The organism is Paenibacillus sp. UNC217MF (assembly GCF_000686865.1).
Taxonomy (GTDB): domain Bacteria; phylum Bacillota; class Bacilli; order Paenibacillales; family Paenibacillaceae; genus Paenibacillus_B; species Paenibacillus_B suaedae.
On record NZ_KK366031.1, the window covers coordinates 159,448 to 178,210 of the forward strand.

Consider the following 18,763-nt stretch of genomic DNA (forward strand, 5'->3'; position numbering starts at 1 on the left):
AGAAGATAGGAGCGAAGAATGAACACAAGCACACCGTGCAGCATGGAGGTGAGCATGCGGTGGCAAAAAAGATAAGGCTGGACAAACTATTAGGGCATATGGGCTGCGGCAGTCGCTCAGAGATTAAAAAATGGGCGAAGATTGGCCTAATTCAAGTCAATGGACGGGTAATTAAGGACAGCGGCTTGCAGGTGGATCCCGATGCAGATGAAGTGCTGCTGGATGGCGAACAGATTCGCTATCGTGAATTTGTATATATTATGTTGAATAAGCCGCAAGGCGTAATATCTGCTACGGAAGATATACGGGAACGGACGGTGATTGATCTGCTCCCTGAAGAGCTGCGGCACTTCGAGCCTTTCCCAGTAGGCCGGCTGGACAAAGATACAGAGGGCTTGCTGCTGCTTACAAATGACGGCAAGCTGGCGCATGAACTGCTGTCTCCGAAGAAGCACGTCCCGAAGACCTATGTGGCTACCGTTAGAGGACGGGTTGACAGCAAGGATGGAGAAGCATTTCAACAAGGAGTAGAGCTGGATGATGGATATGTGACGAAGCCAGCTCATCTTGTCATACGTGGCCATGAGGAGCAATCCGATGGAACCGTACACTCCTTCATCGAACTGACGATTACAGAAGGAAAGTTTCATCAGGTGAAACGAATGTTCGAGTCAGTCGGCAAGCAAGTCATTTATTTGAAGCGAATTCGAATGGGCGAACTGGAATTGGATTCGGCTCTTAAGCTCGGTCAGTGGAGAGAGTGTACGGAAGAAGAGCTTACCTTGCTCCAACGACAGCAGCAATAGCAACAATATCAGCAATACTAACCATAGCAACAACTGGCTAGGACTGCTTTACACTTACGAATATCATACTGTTCATACGATACAGAAGATAGAGATGAGAGGGAGAAATCAGTGATGAATTATCGCATCGTGGCTTTAGATATGGATGGAACTCTGCTTCATGACGATCATACGCTGTCCAGCGCGAATGCGGAGGCGATTCGCAAGGCTGCGGCACAAGGTATGGAGATTGTGCTGTGTACGGGAAGAAGTCCGATCAGTACGCTTCCTTATTTAGAGCAAATCGGACTAGAGGGTGTTGTCATTACCCATAATGGTGCAGCTACCATTGCTTCAGAAGGGCGCAGAGTGCTCCACCGCTTCGATATCCCGAGCGCTGGCTTGGAGCCTTATATTCAATATTGCCGTGAGAACGGAGTTCACTTCGATATCAATACAGCTTTTGATCTCTATGTGGACAAGCTGAACGAGTTGACCCCGGAGATGCTGGATCTATACCGTCAATTCCTGATTGAGCCGAAGCAGTTCCCAGGTTGGACGGGCTTGACTGATGCTCCTGTGAAGCTGACGATGAGCGGGCAAAAGGATGAGATGGATCGAGTGGAACATGAATTGAATCAATGGACACATGAGCACAACTTTATTCGCTCAGGAGACTACTTTATCGATATTATGCACAAGGATGCAACGAAGGGAAATGCACTCAAGCAGCTTGCTGCTATGCGCGGCGTACCTCGTGAGCAGGTATTGGCTATCGGCAACTATTATAATGATATGACGATGATTCAATTCGCTGGCTTGGGCGTGGCTATGGACAATTCTCCTCTTGAAGTAAAGGCTGCTGCACAGGAAGTCACACTGTCGAACAACGAGGATGGAGTGGCGGCAACTTTGCTTAAGTATTGTAAATAGCTGCACCCAGCCAATGTTGAATTGGGGGAGGCGGTACTGAGCATGAACGAACAACTTCATCATTCGGCCAAGCCGTATGGCAGGCTGCCAGAGCCGCAGTTCACACCTGAATTGCTTGCTCTGATCAAGAGCGGCAAGGTCTACAGTCTCCAGCATGTGTTGGAGACTGGAATACCAGTGTTTGATGGACATGCACCGTTTCGGAACATGCCCTACATTAGGCACTCTGATTCAGAAGGCAGATTGCGAGGAGCGGCAGGGTTCGCTTCTGAATTTACGATGATGGGTCAGCATACAGGGACGCATATCGATGCCCTCTGTCACTTCAGCAAGAGAATTGGTGATGAACGTTACTTCTACGGTGGAGAGACGGTATCCGATGCGGAGAATCATGAAGGAATATCGAAGTTGAGCATCGATCAAATGCCTCCTATCATCGCTCGAGCTGTTCTATTGGACATACCAAGAGCATTGGGTGTAGAGGTGCTGGATGACAGTTATGCGATTACAGCTGATGATATTAGACTGTGTGAGGCGAAGCAGGGAGTAGCGGTTACGCCGGGAACCTGTGTCTTGACACGAACGGGGTTTGCTCGATATTGGAAGAGGGACAATCAACGGTTCTTAAAAAGACATGCCGGTGTCAATCTAGAAGGAGCACAGTACCTGGTTGAACAGGGGGCCATAGCAGTAGGAGCTGACACGATCGCCTATGAAGTTCTTCCTTCACCGACGCATGAAGTTCACAGCTACTTATTAGTAGATCAAGGTGTTCCGATTATGGAATGCTTACATATGGAGCAGCTTGCAAGGGAAGAAGTATACGAGTTCGTCATTATCGTAACACCGCTTAAGTTGAAGGGAGCTACCGGCTCCATCATTCACCCAATTGGAATCGGGTAAGCGAGGAATGTTGATATACACTAGAGGAAATTGTACTGGAGCTATGCTGGAATTGGTTCCGTGCGAGTACCCATGCAATGATTCACTCATGTGAACCACTGTCCTTGCACAATCGAAGCTTCTCTCAGGAGCATTCTATTGTGCAAGATCAGTGGTTTTTTTATTTGCATGAAGCTGTTCTTGTAAGGTAGTCTACTTTATTTGCGCAATCCTTTTGGATAATGATTCTTTAACTGGCCGCCTGATGCTTTGCCGAAGCCAATTGGCAATCCGTCTATTGCGACAAGTGTCCATCCCTTCAGATTCGCATTTTCTCCTTCAAGAAGCAGAGCTTCACCTCGCAAATAGGCTTCCACGGCCGGATCTTCCACATCATATGAGATGGATTGAGCAGCTAACTCTGAAGAACTGCAGAACATCGCGAGTGCATGGGCGGGCTCAATACGATTCTTGCGTATATGAGCGAGATGCAGACCGGCACGAGGGATGCGGAGCCCTTGGAGTGTCTCTCCACTTCGTAGTGCTTGAACAGCTGATTCATTGCCCTGCGGCAGCCAATAGAGTTCTTCCCCGAACAGCAAGGGCATTCCTTGCGGCAAGTGAATCCCAGGTAGGAACTCTTTCATCCAAGCCTCAAACTGTGTAAATGCCGTCTGCGCTTCGTTGGAGCGGGTTCCACCTCCCTTGCGGGCAGTCTTGCCGCGACGGCTAGTAGAGCTAGTGGAAGCAATTGATTCCGAGTCGCCCTCCTGTAGCTGCAACACGGCTACAAAATGTCCTTCTCCTTCAGAGTGATGAGGCCAAATTCGCTCCATGCGAATCAACTTGAACTGGTCGTAATGCTGAAGCCATTTTTCAATGATCCCTTCATTTTCCTGATGGTTGAAAGTGCAGGTGGAATAGGCAATCGTCCCGCCGGGCTTCAACATCGTAACTGCTGCCTGAATAATATCCCATTGCCGTGCTGCGCACATGGCAACATGCTCAGGAGACCACTCCTTGATAGCATCGTTATCTTTACGAAACATGCCTTCACCCGAGCATGGGGCATCGAGCATAATCCGATCGAAGGCTTGCGGGAACTTAGCGGCTAACGCATGTGGATCGGATTGGGTGACGATCGTGTTGGGGATCCCCATTCGCTCAATATTTTCGGCTAATATTTTGGCGCGCTGTGGATGAATCTCATTGGAGATGAGGACACCTTCACCTCGCATCCGTCCTGCAATGTGGGTAGATTTCCCTCCAGGCGCAGCGGCCAAATCCAAGATGAATTCGCCTGGCTGTGGATCAAGCAGGCTTACTGCAGACATTGCAGAGGGCTCTTGAATATAATAGAAGCCTGCTGCATGATACGGGTGCTTGCCAGGACGCGAGCTCTCTTCGTAATAGTATCCTTCTTCGCACCAAGGCACGGGGCGCAGCTGGAATAGCTTCTCTGAGCGCGAGCGAGCGTCAGGATGTGTCAGCCACTTCACGGGATTGGCACGCAGTCCGAAGGTTCGCGGCTCTGTATAGCTTTGCAAAAATGCATCCCCATCCTTAGGGAGCATCTGCTTCATCTGCTCAATATAAGCTTGAGGTAATGAGTAGTTTGTTTTTTCTAGGGACATGTTACAGCTCCTTTCCGAATGGGTATAAGTAATCAGCATTGTATAGTTTACCGGACTGCTGGCCTTCGATGCAACGTTGAATCTTTAGGGAATAACCGCATGAAATCTCTTATTCATCATTGTGATTTTCTAGTAGTGATTGGAGGTACAGGTTACAATAATGTAAGACACTTTTGCGAAACGTCATAGTAAGCTTGTACGTATGGAGTATGTGGTAGGATTCGGGGTTGGAAAGATCAACTCATGGATACAATTTGACTAGGGGAAGCTAGAGATACGCATCTACGAGAACAACCAGGTAAGACAGGAGAAAGGAGCGGATGAATGGTGAATGATGTCGTTGTTGAACTACAAAACGTCACGAAAAAGATAAAAGGAAAAACGATTATCGATGATTTGTCATTCAGTGTACGTCGCGGTGAAGTATATGGATTCCTTGGCCCGAACGGAGCAGGGAAGACGACGACGATCCGGATGATGGTCGGCCTGATGTCGATGACTTCTGGAAATATTGTAATAGAGGGGCATAATATTCGAACCGACCGCGCGAAGGCGATGGCTCATGTTGGCGCGATTGTCGAAAACCCAGAGCTTTACAAATTTATGACCGGACGCAAAAATTTGCAGCACTTCGTACGTATGAGCGGGAAGCCGATTACGGAGGAGCGCATTAAGGAAATTGTGAAGCTGGTAGATTTGGAAAATGCGCTGGACAAGAAAGTTAAGACGTACTCCCTAGGGATGCGCCAAAGGCTGGGTGTTGCGCAGGCTCTGCTTCATAACCCATCCATTTTGATATTGGATGAACCTACGAATGGTCTAGATCCAGCCGGTATACGTGAACTGCGTGATTATTTGCGCCATCTCGCGAAGAAGGAAAATATCTCGATTCTCGTATCCAGTCACTTATTGTCTGAGATTGAACTCATGTGTGATCGAGTGCTCATCATTCAGAACGGTAAGTTTGTCGGGGAACGATCGCTTGATCCGAATGAAGAGGGCGAACAATCACAAGCAATGGCAATTCGCTTCGTGGTCGACGATGCCGCGAAAGCGATGGAAGTGCTGGCATCTACAGCTTGGAAGGCAAGTGTAGAGGATGACAGTGCAGTTAAAGTTGAACTGATGCATGACGAGGTTCCTACAGCCGTACAGAAGTTCGTTCAAGCGGGTGTTCTCATTTATGAGGTGCGCACAGTGGCGCCTACATTAGAGGAGACGTTCTTGTCCATGACGAAAGGGGGACGTATTGAATGAGATACTTCGTATCCCTTGTGCAAAATGAATGGATGAAGGCGAACAGCAAGCGCCAAGTGCCTTATTTTTACGCGTTTATCGCGGTTATTACGTTAATTGTAGCTGCTGCAATGCGGTTCTTTATTTTCAAAAGTGATCCATATCCATATATGGCTTTTGTGAGCGACGTCAACTTCTTGTTCAGTTCCCTCATTGGCATCTTTATCATGGTCGTCGCTGCACAAATCGTTACCGACGAGTATCGAGATGGAACGATTAAGCAGTTGTTGATAAGACCGGCAAGCCGCACAACGGTACTTACCTCTAAGATGGTTACTGTAGTACTCATCTTGTTGTCGGTGTATGTATTCACGGTCATTTGCAGTGTTGTGATCGGAATGATCTTCTTCAGCTTCATGTCAGCAGATGTTACACTGGCGTCCATATTGAAAGATATCGTCTTCCAAATTCCAGATGTACTGTTCTATGCACTGCTTGCGATGACAGCAGCTGTGCTGACACGCAGCTTGGGTCTGGCAATTACCGTGCCGATTGTGATGAAGTCAGTCGTTGGAGCGGGGATATACTTCTTCTCTGGCAAGCCGTGGTACAAGTATTTAATTTTCCCGAATTTGAACTGGCAGCCGTATTTCAACGGTGGAGACAATCTTCCATTTAAAGAAGCGAGCTTCGGTTTCAGTGTTACGATTTTTGCCGTGTATATGATCGTGCTTCTTGGCTTGTCCCTCATCATTTTCAACAAAAGAGACGTACAATAGAATAGCGCTCAATCTGGAACAACGGACAACGCCTTCCCTTGCATGGAGATGCAGGAGAAGGCGTTGTTTATTGTTAGGACATATTGCCCGAGGCTTTCTGGATATGGAGATAATTTGTGACTAGATTTTTGCCATGAGTTTTGGAATAGTACATCGCCTGATCCGCTTCTCGTACAATATCATCTGAAGTCATATATTTGCGCAGCGTACTATGACCGATGCTAAGGGTTACCGTTGTCTCCTGTTCTACGCGATGCCGGATTGACTCAGCGATTTGCTCGGTACGGGCATTGCGATGCGTAATCAGCGCCACTAGTTCCTCGCCTCCGAATCGGCCAGGTACGCCATAGTCCTCCACCTCTTCCCGAATAATCAGAGACACTTGCTTCAAGATTTCGTCTGCTTGATCATGACCATATGTATCGTTGACTTTCTTGAAATTGTCGATATCGCAAAAAATAAATGAAATTTTGTACTCGTTGCGGATATATTGCTGCATCACTTTCATAATATGTCTTCGATTGAATAGACCTGTCAACCCATCCGTAATAGAAGTGCGATAAGTCATATGAAGCAGTTCGACCACGCGCTCGAACAAGATGAAGAACAATAGGGAGTAATAGGCGAGTGGGAGTAGCCGTTCCAACAGGAACAGCTGATTGTTATTGTATGTAAACAGCAAGGCATTCATAGATGTAAGCAAAATCGTGGCAAAGTAAGCTGCTAAGCTGCATATATAAGTGATACGCTGTCCGATTCTGGGTGCTACCCACACATAACAAAACAGCGTTGCGAACATAAGATATAGAAGCAGTGGCCATGCGTTAGCGATGGTAGGTGTGATGTTCGTGTCAAAAGGAATAGACAGCATCGTCGCAATTGGGATGACCAGCAGCATTGCTGAGAAGCGAACACGATATCCTCGAGTAGGCCTCTTGTAGAGCCGGTATATCGCCATGTTCACGAGAACAAAGGAAAACGCTTGCAAGGTCGCGCCACCGACAAACCAGTTATAAATATGAGGGTTCCACTCCAGCAATGGCAGACGAATCACATCAATCAGACGTTCCGCCGCCATAAGGAATAAGGAGATAACGAGCAAAATATATGCTGGTGATCGCTGACGGATATAAAGACGAATCGCCATCAGAATCATAATAAATGTAATGTAAAGGATACAGGAAGACACTGATCCCATCACATTGTTCACTTCAGAAAGGGAATTAGCCAAATGAGTCATGAATGACAGCTCCATTGGGAAGGTTCTTTACTGAAACATATGTTCTAATATATCATAAAGGTTGAATGGCGAAAAGCGCGAACAAGAAGGAGGCGCTCGCATGAATATTTTGCAAGCATTGTTTTTTCCGCCTGAACAGCCTGGAGGGGTATCCTCCATGATTCCATATATACTTGATCGATTTCAATCGCCCCACTGGGAGATGGAGATCTTTTCGCTGCCGAAGCGAATACGGGGCAAAGGGCAGGAAGAAGTCCATTTTCATACTTTCGATTGGAAGCAGTACGGGGATAGTTCGATTGTGCAGAAATATGTTCAAACGTATCGCGACTATGTCTGGTGGTCGAAGCTGCGACTTACGAATCGCTATGATCTGATACATGCACATCATCCCATTGTAGGACTTGTAATGAAGCAGTTGTACCCGGATACACCTGTAATTATGACCGTTCACTCTAGCTTTGAACAAGAGCTCATCTTAAATGGAAAGATTGAACCCAATGGACCGGAGCATCAATTTCTAACATCCTTATACCGTGAGTTGGAGTCTCAAGTGGATGAGATGATGACGGTGTCCGCTTCTTTCCGGACGTATCTGAGGGCTTATGTTCATGATGCGGATCGAATAGAGGTTCTGCCGAATGGATTTGATGAGAAGCGATTCAAACCGATCGCCCATGATAATGCGGTGCCTCAACTCATCACGATGTGCCGCTTAGTTCCTGCCAAAGGGCTCGATGTACTGCTGCAGGCATGTGCAGAGCTAAAGCGGCGGGGTCATGCTTATGTACTTCATATTATCGGCGATGGGCCGATTCGGGAGGATCTAGAGCAGCTCGCACAGGAGCTGTCTATATATGATGAGACGATATTTTACGGCTATATGCTTCATCCCGAGGAGTTTATGCCGTTCTTCGATATTTTCGTATTACCGTCGCGGGCAGAAGCATTCGGTTCTGTATTCGCTGAGGCGGCGCTATGCTGGCTTTCTCTTATTGGAACGAATGTTGGCGGGATAGCAGAGCAGATTGAAGACGGGGTGAATGGACTGCTTGTACCGCCTGATGATCCGACTGCGCTCTGTAATGCGCTGGAGAGAGCGATGATGGATGGATCATTCCGCTATGAACTTGCGCGGGCTGCGTGGGCAAAGGCGAAGCAAACCTATTCGCTAACACGTATCGTGAATGAATTGAAGCGCAAATATTTACATTATCAATTGAAGCGGGGGTGAGGCATTGATTCCGTTTCGTTTTCTACATGCGGCGGATTTGCATGTTGATAGCCCCTTCCGCGGTCTACAAGTTCTGCCGGATAAGCTGAAGGGAGAAGTTCAGGAATCAACGTTCGCTGCCTGGGACAATCTCGTACGGTTAGCAATTCGTGCGAAGGTAGACTTTGTTGTCATTAGCGGTGATTTATACGATGGCAGAGATCGCTCGCTTAAGGCGCAGTGGAGGCTTCAGCGGGGGATGGAGCAGCTTCAGGATAAGCAGATTCCCGTGTATATCATTCATGGGAATCACGATCCACTTCATCGCGAGGTGAAGTGGGAGTGGCCAAGCAATGTGACCGTTTTCCCCACGGATAAACCACAAGCCGTTATTGTTCCGAATAAGAATGCCTCGCCGGTAGCGGTTATATGCGGCATGTCTTATGGAGACATGGCAGTATACGAGAATTTGGCAGCGATGTATCCCAGCCGTCCTGAAAGGAATGCTGTGCAAGCGAGGAATGGCCTTTCCCCGGATGAGGATTGTACGGTGCATGCAGATAGAGTAGAGGAGAACACTCATAGGAGTCAACAGTCAGTTGCAGCTAATGAACTGTTCCGCATCGGTCTGCTTCATGGAACGGTTGATGGAAGTGCAGAACACGATCCCTACGCACCATGCTCCAAGAGAGAGCTTGTGGAAAAGGGATATGATTATTGGGCGCTAGGCCATATTCATAAGAGAGAAGTGCTGCACGAGTCTCCTTATATTGTATATCCCGGCAATACACAAGGCAGGCATGTAAAAGAAACAGGTGCGAAAGGCTGCTACCTGGTTAATGTGAATGAGCTTGGTGATGTCAACCTGCAATTCGAAACATTGGACACGGTTCGCTGGCGTCAGGAGCAGATCGATGTTAGTGGGATAAGTTCACTTCAATCTATCATGCAGCTGCTTGATGAGAAGATGGCAGCTTGGAAAGGTGAAGAGGGGGAGCGATTAACGCTGATTCGTGTGGAACTGACCGGACGAACGCCCTTGTATGCCTCGCTGCAGCAGGAATCCTTCACCGAACAATGGAGGGAAGCATGGCAAGCACAAGAGCTTGACCATGCTTCTTATGAAGAGGTGTCAGGGATTCTGTGGCCAATCGCACTTCGCATCAGCTGTACACCTGATATTGATATTGAGCAGTGGGAGGCGACTGATAGCTTCCCAGGAGACTTGATCCGAATAGCGAGTCAGGCACAACAGCATGATACAGCTAGAGAAGCGTTGATTCAGGAAGCATTGCAGACACTTCTGCAGCAGCCACGCTTGCGGAATTGGCTTGCCTCCCAATCCAGCGAGACACAGGAGGAATGGGTGCGAGAAGCGATGCTGTTAGCCGTTGAGTGGCTCCAGAGCGGGGTGAAGCGTCCATGAAAATATTACAGATTCACCTTATGGGGTATGGAGGATTCCGTGATGCGGTAATCCCGCTTGCGGAACGCGGTTCGAATATGGGGATTACGCTGCTCTATGGACCTAATGAGGCAGGGAAGAGTACGATTACCTATTTTATTCGGGACATGCTGTATGGATTGCCGAAGCGGAGAAGCAGTCATACCCGATATGTGCCGATCGAAGGGGCTATATATGGGGGACGGATGAGCGTGCTCGATCGAAGTGGTGCCGAATGGACGATTGAGCGGTGGGAGCGGGATGGTTCGCTCCATACGAGTATCCGTAAGGTGTCTGCAACAGGAGTTCTGATAGATATCAGCCAATCTCAATTGGAGGATGAACTGTTAGGGGGATTGAATGCGGGACTCTTCTGCCGCTTATTTGGCATAACACTCGATGAGCTGCAGGAGCTGCAAACGCTACAGGATGACGAGGTTGGGGCCTATTTATATGATACAGGGCTGTATGGCGGCAGAGGGATAACTGAGGCGGAGCGTTGGCTGCAGCAATCGATGGATGGACTGTTTCGGCCGAGGGGCCGCAATCAGTTGATCAACCAGACCCTTCATACGATGGACAAGCTAGAACGAGTTCAGCGAGAAGCGCATCGTCATGCGGGAAAGCTAAGTGAGTTAGAAGATCAGTTGACTCGAATAGAGCTAGAACTGAATCAGTGTGTAGAGCAGCGGATTGTACAACGGGAGGAACTGGCTAAGGCTGAACGCGCAAGCGACGTGGCCGATACGTGGATTCGCTATATAGCCGCCAAGCAAGAGCTGGATGAACAGCCGACAGATCTGTCAATAAGGCTGCCTGAGCTTGCTGCCCAGTGGCGGGAGCTTGATCGGAAGCTTGCTGATACGGAAGCTGCTTGTAGAGGAATCGAAGAGAAGCGGCAAGCAGCAGCTGACCGTAAGAAAGGGAAGGAGCCGTTCAAACAGCTTCTAGATCTGGAGTCGGAGACACGCCGGCTTGCGCAGTTGACGGATACCGTCCAACATTGGCGAGAAGCAGCGGGAGAGGCAGAAGTGGAATGCAATGCTGCCGAAGCTGAATTATGGCGGCTCTCTCGTCAGACAGATTCATCATGGACACCGGAGATGCTGCTGGCGAGCAAAACTTCCTTATACTTGGAGCAGGCGCAGTTGGCAGAGAGACGTGCGGATGCGTGTCGTCTCGCAATCGCGCAATCAGAAGCCGGGATGGAACATGCAGTCCGTGAGGCACAGCTTGCGGCCAAAGAGTACGACGATGCCAAGATGCAGCTCGAACGCTGTGAGACGGCTGGAGTGAATGGCAGTGGCTTTGCCCCAAACGAGGGAAGCGCAGCAGATATCGCACGCGCAGAGCAATCATTAGCAGATGCGATGCGGGTGTGGAATGCTTCGAGTGATGGCAAGGAGCATGTTCCTACACCGGAACGAGTACATAACGAATCCTATTCTCGAAGGAACCGCAATGCACCGCGTCCGCAGAAGTTTGCGCACTCCCGCATTATCTATGGATTTGGATTAGGTGTAGTGCTGCTGGCTGCCGGGCTCGGGTGGATGGCACAGCAATGGCTAATGGCTCTCGTCATTGCCTTGGTAGGCCTAGCAGCTACCGTTGTAATGGCATATGTATCTTCACAATCTCCACCGCATTCTTCAGACAAAGCGGATGTGATGGCGCGTAGCGAGAGTGCGCAAGATGGATTGGAACATGCAATCCGTGTGCATGCTGAGGCGCTCCGTCAATTATTGCAGCCCTATCTCTCTAGCACAGCACGCAGTATACCCGATGCTGGCATCGATGAACTAAGAAGGACTGCACAAGAGGTTGGAGCCTGGCATCGTGAACGATTACATGTACAAGAACGCTGTCGTTCTCTGTATGAGACGGTGATTGTGACTGAACGACGCTGTCGACTGCTTACAGCGGAACTGGATGCTGCGCATAAGAAAGAAGAAGGGCGTCTACGCGATTGGCATGCATGGCTCGATCAAGAGAATCTTCCAGAACGACTCACCCCTGCGGGTGTAAAGGAACATTGCAGAAGGTGGGAACAAGCCGAAGAAGTGGAGCAGCAGCGCCATCGCGCGGCTGTGAAGCATGCGCGCCTGCTTGGCCAGCTGGAATTGTTCGAGCAGGATTGCAACAGCTTGCTGCATACCGCACAGCATCTGATCACAACTCGATCTCAACAAGCGATGAAGGCGAATGACGCAGGTTTGGGGGAAGAAGGAACTGAAGCTGTGTTCCATTACGGAGCCGCTGCTCATGATGATGGAGTGGAGCTTCTGTCTGGATCAATGATAGGTGGATTATTCCGTCTGCTGGAGCGAATCGAGCGTGAACAGGCTGTCGAGCAGGAATATCAGCAATTGATGCTTCACAGCAGTTCCTTAGATGATGAGTGGAAGGAGAAGCACATTCATGCCAGTCAGATGCAGGAGACGATGAATAAGCTTCTCCTGGAAGCCGGTGTGAACACTGGTTTTGAATTGCTGCATTGTGCTGATGCGTACAACTATAAGCTTGAGCTGGAGCGGCAGGTTCGGGAGCTGGAAGCAGTGCTGTATCGCGGAGGAGAACGCACGGCATTTCGACCAATGGAGGAACTGCTGATTCAGTATGATGGACGTGAGCTCGAGCAGCGATGCATTTCCATCGCACGTCAAATGGAACAGCTGGATACACGGATTCGAGAGCTGGAAGGACGCAAGGGAAGATTGGAGCAGGAGCGGGAGAGGTTGAAGCAAGAGGTGGAGGGGGCTTCCCATCATCAGGAAATTGCGCTGCAGGAATCGAAGCTGGACGAGCAAGCGTCCCGTTATGCAGTTCTGGCGCTTGCCAAGACACTCTTGCAACGTACTCGCAGATTGTATGAGGAGGAGAAGCAGCCTGCTGTACTGAAACGTGCTGCCCATTATATGGAGCAGATGAGTGCTGGGCGATATACTCGCGTGCTGATTCCCTTCGGTGAGAAGACGATCGCGCTGGCAAGGCCGGATGGTCAGGTAGTATGGAGTCACCATTTCAGTAGAGGAACTGCAGAGCAGGTATATCTGGCTATTCGATTTGCGCTTGCAGAAGCGCTAACGAACCGGGCATCCGTGCCATTCGTGCTGGATGATATTCTAGTCAACTTCGATCAGGAACGGCTAGGATTGGCAGCGAAGGCGCTTATTGCGCTCTCCGATTCGCATCATGTCATGATGACGACTTGCCATCCTCATGTCGTTGATTTGATAAAGCGTGAATTGCCGGAAGAAGTGCGGTTGATTGAAATGCAACGATTGCATATAGCTCTTAAGCATAGGCGCGGTTCCCTTCAGTAGAGGGACTGCGCCTTATTTGCACCTAGATATAAGGTTCACTGTTGTTAGCTCTCAGGCGGAGAAGTTGGATGCTTCTGACGTGCAGGCTGCAGTGGCAGCGCTGCAGGAAATGGAGCGTCGGTCGGCGGACGATGAGTATGAGTCGGACGCTGTCCAGATGAACGAATTAGCAGGTATATCCATGCAAGGCTGAACACTCCAAATATTGGATACAAGTGAGATACCAGCGGCTTGAAGCCGAATTGACTGAACAGAAAGCAAAATAGCATGATCATGATAATAAGGAGCTTCGGATGAATTCCTGTACGTTGATGCATCTGCAGGGTAATCCCATACACATCGGCAACGTAGGTTGTAAAGATCTCGGAAAAAATAAGCATGACATAAATCAATTGAATGAATACGCCAAGTCCGGATGCAATATGACCCATGGGAATATCGAATTGCGTAATACCAGGCATGTACACAGCCAACGCAAAATGTCCGGAAAGCAGCATTAATCCAATTAGTACGCCTCCGATAATGCCCCCAAGTTGAATCACTTTTTTGTTCGGCATCGAAGCTCCAAGCGGGACGAGAACAGCTTGCGCCATTGCTAAATTAAAGGCGCCATACAAGAGCGGCGCACTCCATGCTGCATAGAAGGCCTTGTCCGTGCTCAGCGTTAGTGCTTGCGCAGCATTTGGCATTTGGATGGTATGAATGATAATGAACAAGGTAAACGTAAGCATTGTAGGTGCGACGATGGAGTTCAGCTTCAAGATGGCGCCCATTCCTCGGCTAACGAACCAATAGGAACCAACCAATGTAAGCAGCAGACCAATCTGGTAGTTCAAATGCAGATACTCCACGAACACGGATCCTGCTCCTGCCAGCATTACACTATTGACGCAAATAATAATGACCATCGTGAATAGACTGACTGCTCCGCCAATCCGATCTCCGAACAGCATGCGATTAATGTCCTCATAGGATCGAGCCTTGATGTCATGAGACAGGAGCATCAGCTTCGTGCCCAGCCAGATGAACAGCACTGTCGACAATGCGATGGTAAAGGGAGCCCACCACCCATAAGCTGTGAAAAATTGCAATATTTCTTGTCCGGTCGCAAACCCTGCCCCCACGACGGTTCCAATATACGTGAATGCAATTTGCATAACTAACACTGCTTTTCTCAACGTTAAGACGCCTCCTTGCCAGCCAGGCTTGTACGCATTACTATAAAATATGAGCAAGTAGGTTCGGACATGACTGCATGGTTATGATAAAATAGATATCGAATTACGGGAGGGGGGCTTACGGTGCAGACAGTCATGTGGGCGCTGTCCAATTATGGATACATAGCTTTATTTATGTTGCTTGCGCTAGGCATCATCGGCATCCCTGTACCGGATGAGACGCTGATGGTCTTTGTAGGCAGCTTGACTGTAAATGGCCCATTTCAATACACACTTGCCTTCGCTGTCTGTCTTGCGGGGAGTATGACCGGGATGTTCATCAGTTATATAGTCGGTCGTCGGGTGGGGAAGCCCTTGCTGGATCGGTACGGGAAGAAGTTGAAGTTGACGCCGAAGCGAGTTGAACGAACAGAGCGCTGGTTTCAGAAATATGGAAGTTGGAGTATTGTGTTCGGCTATTTCGTGCCGGGACTTCGTCATTTGACTTGTTATTTGGCGGGGATGTCCAGAATGAAATGGACAACTTATCTTTTTGCGGCTGGATCAGGTGCATTATTGTGGGTGGCTACATTTCTAACGATTGGACATATTGTGGGAAATCATTGGCGTGATGCGGTGCGATGGCTTCACTCGAAGGGGAACCCGATTCTGTTTGGTGGTCTTGTAGTGCTTGCGGTAGGAGGCACTATCACATACTTTATTATTCGTTATCGGATGCGAACCAATAAAACGCCTTGACTCCACGTGGAATCAAGGCGTTTCATTTATTATAGAGTCCATTATACGCGCTCGTTGGAAAATAGCTTAACTGCTTGGATCTTGTTTGTCGTCGGATCCAGATCAAGTCTCAACAAGCAGTTCTTTAATTCATAGCTCCACACATAATCTGTATCATGATCTGGACGTCCGAGCACCTTGGAGGCGGTAGCTTCACTGTCTCCAATTGTTAAGCCCTGGATTCCTGTCGAGGTATCCTCACCAGATACTTCAACAAATATGACTCGCCCATCCTGCTTGCATCCGTAAGAGAAGCCTTCGTATTGATACACGTCAATTGGATCGGTATCATCCATGACATAATGCTCCTCAGGTTCTCCCCATAGCTCCTTAACTGCGGCATTGTTCGAAGCAAGCACAATGCCTTTCAATTGAGGGTGTGCACGATCAAAAGCTTGATCCGTATATGTAGAATCACCGTTATGAGAGGATTGGCTCTTTGGTGATGCAATTTCGGTTTTCTCGTTTTGTTTCCCTACAGGCTTGCGTTCATCTGGCTTCACCTGAGAATCTTTCTGGTGCGAATAAGGTGTATCCGTTTCAATTGGGGGGATGCTGTGCTCCTGTGAGGTGCATCCTTGAAGCAGCCACGTCATCATGACTGCGGCCAGTACAATGGTTATACTGCGTTGCCGAGTAGATCGCCACATCGTAAATCCTCCTCTACCGCCTCGCGACGGGCCTAGAACATATTACCCTATATACGGAATTTGAATCAATTTCCAATTTGGACGTTATGAACTAGTTATCAACAGTAAATAATAAAAAATAAGCAAAAATAACCCTCTTATATAGTTAGACGCTTCAAAGCTCCATTTAGTTTCAGTTGATGAAAAGAATTGTCTGCTTTTCTCCATTCACCACTTTGACATATAATAAAAGATAAGATGGTGAGAGGGGGCAACGCAGATGGTGGATGAACGAACGGCTCGCTTTTTGGAAGAAAAAGTGACGGAGGCTAAAAACCATTTTGAACGGGCACTAGCATGCAAACACACGGAATTCGATGATTTGTACCCGTATATGATCGAACACCCTCAATTTTTCTGGTACAAAAGGTATGTCGCTTGGTCAGAATTGCTGACGATCGTAAAGCTGTGCGATCAGATGCAGGTGGGCTGGACAGGGAAATTTACCGCGCAACAAGTTGCGTATATTAACAAGCGTGTCATGTCTGCCAAGGTATTGGACTATTGGTTTGAAACGAACGATACGAAGGAACATGTGGGCTATTGAGATGAAGCATGCGTATGTGTGGGGCCTGCTGATGATGGCAGGCCTTGCATGTTGTACATAGCGGAGGTGTGAAGTACATGATGATGGAGGAAGCGGAGCTTGATCGTTATCGAGTGGAAGGAACATTTGTCAGAGTCATTAGGGACATACTGGAGATGAACGATGTTCGAGGATTCGTGGTTGCATGGGATGATGAGTATGTCATGATTCGCAAGCGAAATCGGCGTGTTGTGAAGCTGAGTCGCAGCTATATGATTCAACCTGCAGATGAGCCAAGAACAGTCCCTGAGACTTGATCGGATATACTGGAATACTGCATGGCAGCGGGGAGGGAAACCTGCCAGCTGCCTTGCAGCAGAAATAAGAAGATATCATTGCAAAAAGTTTATAAAAGTGTTGACGATCCTATAATGACGTGATATTATATTCCTTGTCGCCAGGAAAGCAACTTAGCGACTCAATCGGAAGTAATCAAATATGCGGTCGTGGCGGAATTGGCAGACGCGCTAGATTCAGGTTCTAGTGGTAGCAATATCGTGGAGGTTCGAGTCCTCTCGACCGCACCATACTTTCATCAGTGAATCCTCATGCTTATGAGGTTTTTTTATATTTACATGATCTAATAACCCGTCGTCGATGATTTTCGGCAGCGGGTTTTTTTTACGTTTCACCCTTTAATAATCATCAATTTCCCATCAGATTGTATGCGTTAATCACAATCGTTTCATTTTTGCTATGACGGTGCTTGACACAATGGTTCCAACCGTGTATAGTAATGATTACTGATTCCGAATTATTATCGGTTTCAAACGCAACATCTTATATGCGGTCATGGCGGAATTGGCAGACGCGCTAGATTCAGGTTCTAGTGGTAGCAATATCGTGGAGGTTCGAGTCCTCTTGACCGCACCATACTCTAATTAGCAGAATCCTTACGTCATTAAGGATTTTTTTATTTGTCTGTAATTCTTCGATAAGATGTTTTATCATAGCAGCTTTGAACAGGCTCGTAAATCGGATGCATGATGATTTACGGGCCTTTTTTGTGTCCCCATTATAGGTGAAGTCACGATCTTGGCTATCCGAGTGAGATCGTTAGTACAAGGTCGACAGTCATCCAATATCTAGTTAGATACAGGAGAAAAGACTCCAGGCTAAAAACAGCCGGAGTCTTGAATCATCTTACCATTATTCAAATTAACCATGTGCGCAGAAAGTGGTAGTTATAACAGAAGCATAAAGGTTCCGCCAACAAGCAGGAGGAGACCGACAAAAGCTTTCATAGACAATTTTTCCTTAAACACAATGTAAGCGAAGATAATCGTCACGAGTATGCTTAATTTATCGATAGGGACTACGATACTTGCGGGCCCTTCTTGCAGTGCCTTGAAGTAGAGCAGCCAGGACATGCCGGTGGCCAAACCCGATAAGGCAAGGAAAATCCAACTCTTTTTGTCGATTTCTTTGATGCCGCCCTGTTTCTTAGTTGCGAATACAATCAACCACGCCATGATCAGTACAACGATTGTTCGGATGGCGGTGCCTAGATTGGAATCAACATCTTCAATGCCGACTTTGCCTAGGATTGCTGTGATTGCTGCAAAAAGAGCGGATAGTACGGCATACCAAACCCAATTCCCGCTTTTGTCAGAGGATTGTCTAGCATCTTGTTTTCTTTGTATCATCATATACGTTCCAATTCCAATCAACGCCATACTGATGATTTTCAGTAAGGTAACTGGTTCCCCCAGTAAGATAATTGCAAAAAGCATTGTCATAATCGTGCTTGATTTATCAATGGGAACGACGACATTCACATTGCCTAGCTGCAGCGCTCTGAAATAGAAGATCCAAGAAGCACCGGTCGTCAGTCCTGATAATACGAGATAGAAGAGAGACTGCGAGCTGATGTCGAACAGGTTCGTATGTAAGTTCCCTGCAAACACGATAGTCCACGCAAAAATGACAACAATTCCGGTTCTAAGGGCGGTAGCTAGATTGGAATCCGTACGCTGAATTCCGATTTTAGCAAGAATAGAAGTTAAACCTGCAAATAGCGCCGCACCAAAAGCATAAATCATCCACATGTAGGTATCCTCCAAA

The 18,763-nt window shown here is 48.0% G+C and carries 16 protein-coding genes and 2 tRNA genes; 13 read left to right on the top strand and 5 right to left on the bottom strand.

What is annotated here, in order from left to right; genetic code table 11:
• Positions 1-59 precede the first annotated feature (59 nt).
• From BP95_RS0129120 to BP95_RS31665, 3 genes are all read left to right on the top strand, one after another.
• Positions 60-806: a pseudouridine synthase gene (locus BP95_RS0129120; protein ID WP_036590710.1), complete on the top strand. Its 747-nt coding sequence runs from the start codon at positions 60-62 to the stop codon at positions 804-806.
• A 114-nt stretch (positions 807-920) separates the two neighbouring features.
• Positions 921-1,718: a Cof-type HAD-IIB family hydrolase gene (locus BP95_RS0129125; RefSeq protein WP_021253202.1), complete on the top strand. Its 798-nt coding sequence runs from the start codon at positions 921-923 to the stop codon at positions 1,716-1,718.
• A 42-nt stretch (positions 1,719-1,760) separates the two neighbouring features.
• Positions 1,761-2,621: a cyclase family protein gene (locus BP95_RS31665; protein WP_051614224.1), complete on the top strand. Its 861-nt coding sequence runs from the start codon at positions 1,761-1,763 to the stop codon at positions 2,619-2,621.
• A 197-nt stretch (positions 2,622-2,818) separates the two neighbouring features.
• Here BP95_RS31665 and BP95_RS0129135 read toward each other — a convergent pair whose 3' ends face one another.
• Positions 2,819-4,234: an RsmB/NOP family class I SAM-dependent RNA methyltransferase gene (locus tag BP95_RS0129135; RefSeq protein ID WP_028533871.1), complete on the bottom strand. Its 1,416-nt coding sequence runs from the start codon at positions 4,232-4,234 to the stop codon at positions 2,819-2,821.
• Positions 4,235-4,561: 327 nt separating this feature from the next.
• Between BP95_RS0129135 and BP95_RS0129140 the strand changes: the two genes are divergently transcribed.
• Together BP95_RS0129140 and BP95_RS0129145 are read left to right on the top strand one after the other, a co-directional pair.
• Positions 4,562-5,491, top strand: a complete 930-nt coding sequence (locus BP95_RS0129140; protein ID WP_028533872.1) for an ABC transporter ATP-binding protein — start codon at positions 4,562-4,564, stop codon at positions 5,489-5,491.
• The gene (locus tag BP95_RS0129145; RefSeq protein WP_028533873.1) at positions 5,488-6,249 is read left to right on the top strand and encodes an ABC transporter permease; all 762 of its coding nucleotides are present in this window, start codon (positions 5,488-5,490) and stop codon (positions 6,247-6,249) included. The genes BP95_RS0129140 and BP95_RS0129145 overlap by 4 nt, the downstream gene beginning before the upstream one ends.
• 73 nt (positions 6,250-6,322) lie before the next feature.
• On the opposite strand, the gene BP95_RS0129150 is transcribed toward BP95_RS0129145, so the two are convergent.
• On the bottom strand, positions 6,323-7,489 hold the full coding sequence (locus BP95_RS0129150; RefSeq protein ID WP_021253198.1) for a GGDEF domain-containing protein: 1,167 nt from the start codon (positions 7,487-7,489) through the stop codon (positions 6,323-6,325).
• 100 nt (positions 7,490-7,589) lie between these two features.
• On the opposite strand from BP95_RS0129150, the gene BP95_RS0129155 reads away from it, so the two are divergent.
• From BP95_RS0129155 to BP95_RS0129165, 3 genes are read left to right on the top strand one after another with little or no spacing between them, the layout of a single operon-like run.
• A complete protein-coding gene (locus BP95_RS0129155; protein ID WP_021253197.1) occupies positions 7,590-8,723 on the top strand; it encodes a glycosyltransferase family 4 protein in 1,134 nt (377 codons plus the stop codon).
• Positions 8,724-8,727: 4 nt separating this feature from the next.
• Positions 8,728-10,128 (top strand): metallophosphoesterase family protein, encoded by a 1,401-nt coding sequence (locus tag BP95_RS0129160; RefSeq protein WP_028533874.1) that lies wholly within the window; start codon positions 8,728-8,730, stop codon positions 10,126-10,128.
• Positions 10,125-13,469: an AAA family ATPase gene (locus BP95_RS0129165; RefSeq protein WP_028533875.1), complete on the top strand. Its 3,345-nt coding sequence runs from the start codon at positions 10,125-10,127 to the stop codon at positions 13,467-13,469. The genes BP95_RS0129160 and BP95_RS0129165 overlap by 4 nt, the downstream gene beginning before the upstream one ends.
• 44 nt (positions 13,470-13,513) lie before the next feature.
• On the opposite strand, the gene BP95_RS31670 is transcribed toward BP95_RS0129165, so the two are convergent.
• Positions 13,514-14,647, bottom strand: coding sequence for a YkvI family membrane protein (locus BP95_RS31670; RefSeq protein WP_021253194.1), 1,134 nt, complete (start codon positions 14,645-14,647; stop codon positions 13,514-13,516).
• A gap of 123 nt (positions 14,648-14,770) precedes the next feature.
• Between BP95_RS31670 and BP95_RS0129175 the strand changes: the two genes are divergently transcribed.
• Complete coding sequence (locus BP95_RS0129175) at positions 14,771-15,385, top strand: DedA family protein (RefSeq protein WP_021253193.1); 615 nt, start codon at positions 14,771-14,773, stop codon at positions 15,383-15,385.
• Between the two features lie 41 nt (positions 15,386-15,426).
• Here BP95_RS0129175 and BP95_RS0129180 read toward each other — a convergent pair whose 3' ends face one another.
• Complete coding sequence (locus tag BP95_RS0129180) at positions 15,427-16,074, bottom strand: hypothetical protein (protein WP_021253192.1); 648 nt, start codon at positions 16,072-16,074, stop codon at positions 15,427-15,429.
• Positions 16,075-16,333: 259 nt separating this feature from the next.
• Here BP95_RS0129180 and BP95_RS0129185 point away from each other — a divergent pair, with 259 nt between their 5' ends.
• From BP95_RS0129185 to BP95_RS0129200, 4 genes are all read left to right on the top strand, one after another.
• A complete protein-coding gene (locus BP95_RS0129185) occupies positions 16,334-16,660 on the top strand; it encodes a hypothetical protein (RefSeq protein ID WP_021253191.1) in 327 nt (108 codons plus the stop codon).
• 80 nt (positions 16,661-16,740) lie between these two features.
• A complete protein-coding gene (locus BP95_RS0129190; protein WP_072729734.1) occupies positions 16,741-16,956 on the top strand; it encodes a hypothetical protein in 216 nt (71 codons plus the stop codon).
• A gap of 183 nt (positions 16,957-17,139) precedes the next feature.
• Positions 17,140-17,226, top strand: a tRNA-Leu gene (locus BP95_RS0129195).
• Positions 17,227-17,485: 259 nt separating this feature from the next.
• Positions 17,486-17,572 (top strand) — tRNA-Leu (locus tag BP95_RS0129200).
• Positions 17,573-17,883: 311 nt separating this feature from the next.
• Here the strand turns inward: BP95_RS0129200 and BP95_RS0129205 are convergent.
• Complete coding sequence (locus BP95_RS0129205) at positions 17,884-18,747, bottom strand: EamA family transporter (protein ID WP_028533876.1); 864 nt, start codon at positions 18,745-18,747, stop codon at positions 17,884-17,886.
• Positions 18,748-18,763 lie beyond the last annotated feature (16 nt).

Coding starts and splice junctions, on each gene's coding strand:
- BP95_RS0129125 (WP_021253202.1), top strand. CDS start 921: ATGAATTATCGCATCGTGGCTTTAGATATGGATGGAACTCTGCTTCAT.
- BP95_RS31665 (WP_051614224.1), top strand. CDS start 1,761: ATGAACGAACAACTTCATCATTCGGCCAAGCCGTATGGCAGGCTGCCA.
- BP95_RS0129135 (WP_028533871.1), bottom strand. CDS start 4,234: ATGTCCCTAGAAAAAACAAACTACTCATTACCTCAAGCTTATATTGAG.
- BP95_RS0129145 (WP_028533873.1), top strand. CDS start 5,488: ATGAGATACTTCGTATCCCTTGTGCAAAATGAATGGATGAAGGCGAAC.
- BP95_RS0129150 (WP_021253198.1), bottom strand. CDS start 7,489: ATGACTCATTTGGCTAATTCCCTTTCTGAAGTGAACAATGTGATGGGA.
- BP95_RS0129155 (WP_021253197.1), top strand. CDS start 7,590: ATGAATATTTTGCAAGCATTGTTTTTTCCGCCTGAACAGCCTGGAGGG.
- BP95_RS0129165 (WP_028533875.1), top strand. CDS start 10,125: ATGAAAATATTACAGATTCACCTTATGGGGTATGGAGGATTCCGTGAT.
- BP95_RS0129180 (WP_021253192.1), bottom strand. CDS start 16,074: ATGTGGCGATCTACTCGGCAACGCAGTATAACCATTGTACTGGCCGCA.
- BP95_RS0129185 (WP_021253191.1), top strand. CDS start 16,334: ATGGTGGATGAACGAACGGCTCGCTTTTTGGAAGAAAAAGTGACGGAG.
- BP95_RS0129190 (WP_072729734.1), top strand. CDS start 16,741: ATGATGGAGGAAGCGGAGCTTGATCGTTATCGAGTGGAAGGAACATTT.
- BP95_RS0129205 (WP_028533876.1), bottom strand. CDS start 18,747: ATGTGGATGATTTATGCTTTTGGTGCGGCGCTATTTGCAGGTTTAACT.